We start from the raw sequence: 7,311 nt of genomic DNA on the forward strand, positions 1-7,311 counted from the left end.
AAAAATAAAAAGAGAATTTCTTCTCTTTTGTAAAACTATTTAACGATATCTTTTAATGCTTTTGCAGCTTTGAATCCTGGAGCTTTGCTTGCAGGAATTGTGATAGCTTCTTTAGTAGCTGGATTGATTCCTTTACGTTCTGGTCTTTGTTTAACTTCAAATTTACCAAATCCGCTAATATCTACTTTATTACCATCTTTTAATGCATTAGCAATTGTATCAAATACTAAGTCTAATGTTTCAGTTGCAGCTTTCTTTGTCATACCATTCTTTTCAGCGATAATATCTGCTAATACTTTTTTGTTTGTGATTTCCATTTGAAATACCTCCATATCCGTCTTTAATTTTAACATTTATCCTACTAACTATTCAATAGAATACTTAATATTTGTCTAAATTTCACACTATTTGTGAATTTAAACAAGTTTATAACAAATCATTTAGTTCATCTAATAGAGAGTAAACTTGTGATATTGTTAAATTTTTAACACCACATGCATTTTTATGCCCGCCACCATTGTATCGTGAAGCAACGTCATTAATAGTAATCACTTTAGACCTTATAGAACCTTTATAATGTTCTGGATTTTCATTATCTTCAGTAAATATACACCAAATTTGATATTCTTTAACACTTCCAAGTTCTGAAACATATTCCCTAGCTTGGTTTAATGATAAATTGAAGGGGGCAACATCATCAGCTGTGATGATTGCATAAGCAACCCCTTCCCTATTCGTAACTTTAGATCGCAAAACTGTTATGAATTTAAATGTATTAATATCAATGTCAAATACTTCTTGATTGATTTTAGAAATATTTATACCACGACTAGCAAGTACCGATGCAACAAGCAAAGTATTTGGCGTAGTATTATTAGTTCTAAAACAAAGAGTATCGGTAAGAATACCTTTATATAGATATTCAGCTGTCTTAAGTGAAATTGTATTAGCGTCAATTTCGTTAAATATTTCACTTAAAATTTGGCATGTAGCAGCATCTTCCTCCTTAATGATTTCAATATTTGCATATATTTCATTATGAGGATGGTGATCAATTTGCATAGTTTCTTTTGCTAATTTGTAACGATTATCATCAACACGTGCACTATTAGCTGTGTCAAGAATGATAGCTAAACTAGATTCAATAATACTATCAGGTATATCTGTGCTTGGATTGAATTCTTGATGTCTTCCAAAGTCATATCCACATACGAAAACTTGCTTATTTGGATAGTTATCTTTTATCCAATTAAATAAACCTAATTGGCTTCCTAAAGCATCCATATCAGGATTCTCATGACGGAATATTGTAATTACATCAAATTTTACAAGCGTTTCTTGGAATATGTTCTTCATATAATTAAAGTCCTAAAATTCTTACTGTATCACGTGCAATAACTAATTCTTCATTTGTAGGTACTACCCATACTGCAGTTTTAGAATCAGGTTTAGAAATACTAATTTCTTTACCACGTATTTTACTGTTTAACTCATAATCCATTGACAAGCCTAAACCTTTTTCTAATCCTTTACAGATTAATTCACGAATTAATGTGTCATTTTCTCCTAGTCCAGCAGTAAAAGCAATTGCATCAACACTGCCCATTTGCATAAAATAGCCACCAACAACATTAACTACACGATTTACATAAATATCGTGAGTTAGTTTAGCTCTTGGATTTCCTTCTGCTACAGCATTTTCGATATCACGAGCATCACTAGAAATACCAGAAATACCTAGCATACCTGATTTCTTATTTAAGATATTGTTAATTTCATCAGCACTTAAATGTGCAGTATTTTGCATATAAGTCACGATTGCAGGGTCAATATCACCACAACGTGTTCCCATCATAACACCAGCTAGAGGTGTAAATCCCATAGATGTATTAACACATTTACCACCTTCAACTGCAGTAATTGATGCACCATTACCCAAATGGCAAGTGATAATATTCAAATCTTTAATATCTTTTCCAAGTAATGTTGCGGTACGTTCTGCAACGTATTGATGTGAAGTACCATGAGCGCCATAACGACGTACTTTGTGGTCAGTATACCATTCATAAGGAACTGGATACATAAATGCAGCCGGTGTCATAGTTTGGTGAAAAGCAGTATCAAATACAAAAATATGTTCGATATTAGGTAATGCTTTAGCAAAAGAACGATAACCAACTAAGTTTGCAGGATTGTGAAGAGGTGCAAGTTCTGCTAAATCTTCAACAATCTTTTCATTTTCTGGAGTTACCTTCACTGATTGAGCAAAGAAGTCTCCTCCTTGAACAACACGGTGACCTGCACCATTAATTTCATTTAAATCTTTTACAACTCCAAATTCAATAAGTGATTCTAATAATAGTGCTACTGCTTCATTGTGTGTTGGAATTGGTAGTTTTTTTGTATGTTTTTCACCATTTACTTTAATAGTAAAAACCCCTTCTTCTAATCCAATTCTTTCAGCAATCCCTGAAGTTAAAACTGTTTCACTTGGCATGTCAAATAATTGAAATTTAAGTGAAGATGAACCCGCATTTACAGAAATAATTTTACTCATGTTTTCCTCCCATTATTCAGTCTCTATGCACATATCTACAATCTTGTTTATTTCATCATGATTGTATTCTTTAATCTTGTTATAGTATTCCATTCTTTTTGAAAATGATTCGTAACAATGAAGTTTAGATTCAAATTCTTCTAAAAGTACTTCACTTCGTTTAATTGTATCATGAACCCCTGCTCTACTAATTTCTTCTATTTCAGCAATTTCCGTAATTGAATAATCCTCACGATAATAGTAATTACATATCTCTTGTTGTTTCTCAGTTAATAAGCTTTTATAGAAGTCTAAGTAGTAATTCATTTGTTCTTTCTTATTGAACATGCTGTATACCTTCCGATATACTATACAAATATGAATCTAAATCAAATGGTCTTAAATCAGTTTCTTTTTCACCTAAACCAATAAAATATACTGGAATATGTAAAATATTTTTAATCGCTAATACAATACCACCTTTTGCTGTACCATCCATTTTTGATAAAATTATTCCAGATACTTGTGTAGCTTCTTGGAATATTTTAGCTTGTGATAGTCCGTTTTGACCAGTAGTAGAATCAAGTACTAACCAAACATGGTGTGGAGCTCCTTCAATTTCTTTATTACAAACACGATGCATCTTAGATAATTCATTCATCAAATTTTGTTTGTTTTGTAAACGTCCTGCAGTATCGCATAGAAGAATATCAACTTTATTCTCTTTTGCCCACCTACAGCCATCTACAAGCACACTACTTGGATCACTTTGTTCCTTACCTTTGATACAATGTACACCTAATTTTTGTGCCCATTTTGCTAATTGATCAATAGCTCCCGCTCTGAATGTATCAGCAGCAACAACTCCAACTGTTTTACCTTGATCTTGAAAATAGCGAATTAATTTAGCACAGGAAGTTGTTTTGCCACTACCATTGACACCAACTAAGAATATGACATTTATTTCGTGATTATATTCTAGTTGAGGGGTAGGAGTTTCGTTATAAAGTTGTTCAAGAATTTCCATCAAGAAACTCATTGCATATCTAAATGTGATAACTGGATATTGTTTTGCCATTTCTTTTAATCGATTACAAATTTCATCAGCTGTTTCAATACCAACATCACTCTCTAATAAAACAATAGTTAGTTCTTCAAGAAAATCGTCATCAATACCCTTATATTTATAGGACATATCATTGAGTTTTTGTCCCATTGAGTCTTTTGTTTTGTTGAATCCACTTAAGTATACTGCTTGATCATCACGTTTTTTGAATTTTTCTTTTAAAGTATCTAGGAAACTCATGCTTTTTCAACTTCCGATCCATCGGCCATATCAATAGCATCTTTAAGTTCAACTTTAAGCATTTGAGATACACCTTGTTTTTGCATTGTTACACCATATAGCACATCACATTGTTGCATTGTACCTGGTCTATGTGTAACGACAATAAATTGAGTGTCTTCTCTGAAATTCTTCAAATAACGTGCAAATCTTTCTACGTTTCCTTGGTCAAGTGCAGCTTCTACTTCATCAAATATACAAAGAGGAACTGGACGAACTTTAAGAATTGAGAATAATACACAAATAGCAATTAAACTCTTTTCTCCACCAGAGAATAAACGAATGTTTTGTACTGATTTTCCTGGAGGCTGAACATCGATATCGACCCCTGTATTCAAGATATCATTTGGATCTTCTAAAACTAACTTAGCTTTACCACCACCAAATAGTGCTCTAAATGTGTCATTTAACTCATTATTAATTGAATCAAACATTTCTTTAAATTGTTTCTTCATAACATGGTCCATCTCATCAATTGCAGATAAGATTTTATCACGACTACTAATTAAATCTTTTACTTGTTTATCTAGGAATTCATAACGTTCATTTACTTCTTCAAATTCTTGAGGCGCATTCATGTTTATGTTTCCTAAGCGTTCAATATCACTACGAAGTTGCAATACTTCTTCTTTGGCATTTTCAAAGTGACTATCACTCACTTTTGTTTGTGCGAATTCATACGTTAATTGATATTCAGTAGCAAGACGTTGCAAATTGTTTTCAAGTTTAGTTTCCAAACGTGCTTGATCAATCTTAATTGCATTTTGGCTAGCACTAGCAATTTCTAAATCTTTACGAATTTGTCTAATTTGTTGTTCCTTACGATCAACATCCTGAGTCATTTTCATACGATATTCACGTTTACTACGAATAGAGTTCGTAATTTCATCTCTACTAGAGTAAGCATCATTTAATTTTAACACGACTTCATCTGCGAAATTAGCATCGCCATGATTATCCTCACCATTAGGTCGAATTAATTCATAATCATTTTTTAGTTTCTCATATTTAGCACGTTTTGCATCAACAACAGGCTCCAACTGCGCTGAACCAATTCTTGATTCCATTAGTTCACGTTCTAATTCTTCTCTGCGACGTTGTGTTTCAGCAAGATTTTTTTCAGCTAATGAACAGGAAGCGATTTGACTTTCAATTGTCTGATTGATTTCTTCAGATTCTTTTCTAACAGTAAGTAATGACGTACTATTTTTTGATTTACCACCTGTCATAGATCCACCTTTATGGATTACATCGCCATCAAGGGTAACAATTTTATAGTTATATTTTAACAAGCTTGCTAAGTTATTTCCATTTTCAAGAGTATCAGCAACTAATACATTTTGTAAGAATGCTTCTTTAACAATATTAAATTGTTCATCACAATTTATAAATTCACTAGCAACGCCTAAATAACCTTTTGTATTTTCGCATACAATTTGATTTTCACGAGAAATATTTCGTGGTTGAAGAACTGTTAGTGGTAAGAATGTTGCGCGTCCACTTTGATTTTTCTTTAAGAAATTGATGGCATTTCTCGCACTTTCTTCATTAGTTGTAACTATGTTATACAATGTACCGCCGAGTGCAACTGATATAGCTTCTTCATATCCCTCTGTAGGTATCATGATTTGTGCGATAACTCCAAGCACACCTTGTAATGAAGATTTATTATCAACGATGGCTTTAACACCACCTTGACTGTTGAAAGGATCTTTTAATAAATTATCTAAGACTTCTTTGCGATTTTGCAAACGTCGTAACATGCCACTTTCCTCATTACTTTTTTGTGAAAATTCGGCATATTTCATAGCTACTTGTGACATTTGCTCACTTAATAGTTCAATGTTTATTTGAAATTGATCATAACGTGCTTTACGATCCTCGTATTCGACACGTGCTTCTTCTAACAAACTTTGTAGTTGTTTAGCTTTTTCTTCGCTTGTTCCAACTTCAACAACATATTTACGTTTTTCATCTAATTCAATTTTACGTGTTTCAAGTATTTGAATTTCATTAACAACACGCATTAAATTTTCTTGAAGTTTATTTATTTCTCGTTCTAAATCATTAACTTCTTTTTTTGCTTCAAGATTTTGTGTCTCATGAACTTGAATTGTTGTTTGAAACATTGTAGTTTGAGATTCAATATTAAATAATGTTTTCTTTGCATCTTCAATTTGTTGATTAATTGTATTAATATCTTCTACCAATACAGCAATTTCAATTTCTTCAAGTCGTGCTTTTTTTTCGCGATATAATTCAGCTTTTTTAGCAGCACGTTTTAATGGCGAAACTTGGCGTTCTAATTCCGTTAATATATCTTGCGTTCTTTCAATATTTTCTTTAGTACGTTCAAGTTTTGATAATGATTCCATTTTTCTTTTCTTATATTTACTAACACCTGCAGCTTCTTCGAATATTGCTCTTCTTTCGATTGGTTTGCATTCAGCAAAACTACTTATATTACCTTGAGAAATCATTGATAATGAGTCTTTACCAAGACCTGAATCCAATATTAAATCAACAACATCTTTTAATCTAACGTTATTTCTATTAATTAAATATTCAGCATCTTGACCATTACGATATAGTCTACGTGTTACTTCTATTTCATCTAATTCAGAGTTAAGTGATTTTTTTGAATTATCAAATACAAGTGTTACCTCTGCTGCATTTACCATTTTACGGTCTGCACTGCCTGCAAAAATGACATCAGTCATTGTCGTACCACGCAGTGATTTAACAGATTGCTCCCCTAATACCCAACGTATTGCATCAGTTATATTACTTTTACCGCATCCATTTGGTCCTACAACCCCTGTTACAGAATGTTCAAAGCTAATAACAACTTTATCTGCAAATGACTTAAATCCTTGCATTTCTACTCTTTTAAGAAACATGGGTACCTCCTTACTTATTCATTAGAATATTATACCAAAATTAATACTTTATTTGAAGTTAATATGCGTTATAAACACATTCATTTGATGTTTATGTAAAGTCATCTTATATTTTCTTTAAAATGGTTTGAATTTCATTATAATCCTCAATGGTGAAGCGAATAATCTTATTTATCATGATATTAGTATCAAAGAAATATGGTTCATTTTCAAGAATATGTTGAATGCAATATGCATCACCAAAACATGGGTAATGATTCTTTTTTAAATCTATTAAACTATAAGAATTCTCTTTACATGCAGAACAATTTTTCTTAGAACCATCTTTACATAAGTTATTGATAACACATGTTTTAGAAGTCATTAAATCACGACGACCATAATGGAACACACCAATATTTGGTTGGATTCCTTCACGTATTGTAAATGCTTGGACAAGATCATTTATCTGATCAAAATCACATTCTTGCGATAGTTCTACAAAGCTTATCCCCATTTTATAAAGAAAAGCAAGAGCATAGCTGTTAGTA

General features: G+C 31.9%; 7 protein-coding genes. All 7 read right to left on the bottom strand.

Annotated features, from left to right (window positions below; all coding sequences use genetic code 11):
• Positions 1–35: 35 nt before the first annotated feature.
• On the bottom strand, positions 36–317 hold the full coding sequence (locus RR430_RS01805; protein ID WP_332486219.1) for an HU family DNA-binding protein: 282 nt from the start codon (positions 315–317) through the stop codon (positions 36–38).
• Positions 318–426: 109 nt separating this feature from the next.
• Positions 427–1,356 carry a DHH family phosphoesterase gene (locus tag RR430_RS01810; RefSeq protein WP_332486220.1) on the bottom strand — a complete coding sequence of 310 codons (930 nt, stop codon included), beginning with the start codon at positions 1,354–1,356 and terminating at the stop codon, positions 427–429.
• A gap of 4 nt (positions 1,357–1,360) precedes the next feature.
• Entirely contained in the window at positions 1,361–2,557 is a 1,197-nt protein-coding gene (locus tag RR430_RS01815) for an acetate kinase (protein ID WP_332508583.1), read from the bottom strand.
• 12 nt (positions 2,558–2,569) lie between these two features.
• Positions 2,570–2,884: a YlxM family DNA-binding protein gene (ylxM, locus tag RR430_RS01820; RefSeq protein WP_332486224.1), complete on the bottom strand. Its 315-nt coding sequence runs from the start codon at positions 2,882–2,884 to the stop codon at positions 2,570–2,572.
• Positions 2,874–3,842, bottom strand: a complete 969-nt coding sequence (gene ftsY, locus RR430_RS01825; protein ID WP_332508584.1) for a signal recognition particle-docking protein FtsY — start codon at positions 3,840–3,842, stop codon at positions 2,874–2,876. The genes ylxM and ftsY overlap by 11 nt, the downstream gene beginning before the upstream one ends.
• Entirely contained in the window at positions 3,839–6,781 is a 2,943-nt protein-coding gene (locus RR430_RS01830; protein ID WP_332486227.1) for an AAA family ATPase, read from the bottom strand. Before RR430_RS01830 ends, ftsY begins: the two co-directional genes overlap by 4 nt.
• Before the next feature lie 106 nt (positions 6,782–6,887).
• Positions 6,888–7,311: U32 family peptidase (locus RR430_RS01835; protein ID WP_332508585.1), on the bottom strand; the 424-nt coding region annotated here is incomplete at its 5' end.

The sequence above is a fragment of the Anaerorhabdus sp. genome, assembly GCF_036641015.1.
Lineage (GTDB): Bacteria > Bacillota_I > Bacilli_A > Erysipelotrichales > Erysipelotrichaceae > Anaerorhabdus.

Coding starts and splice junctions, on each gene's coding strand:
- RR430_RS01805 (WP_332486219.1), bottom strand. CDS start 317: ATGGAAATCACAAACAAAAAAGTATTAGCAGATATTATCGCTGAAAAG.
- RR430_RS01810 (WP_332486220.1), bottom strand. CDS start 1,356: ATGAAGAACATATTCCAAGAAACGCTTGTAAAATTTGATGTAATTACA.
- RR430_RS01815 (WP_332508583.1), bottom strand. CDS start 2,557: ATGAGTAAAATTATTTCTGTAAATGCGGGTTCATCTTCACTTAAATTT.
- ylxM (WP_332486224.1), bottom strand. CDS start 2,884: ATGTTCAATAAGAAAGAACAAATGAATTACTACTTAGACTTCTATAAA.
- ftsY (WP_332508584.1), bottom strand. CDS start 3,842: ATGAGTTTCCTAGATACTTTAAAAGAAAAATTCAAAAAACGTGATGAT.
- RR430_RS01830 (WP_332486227.1), bottom strand. CDS start 6,781: ATGTTTCTTAAAAGAGTAGAAATGCAAGGATTTAAGTCATTTGCAGAT.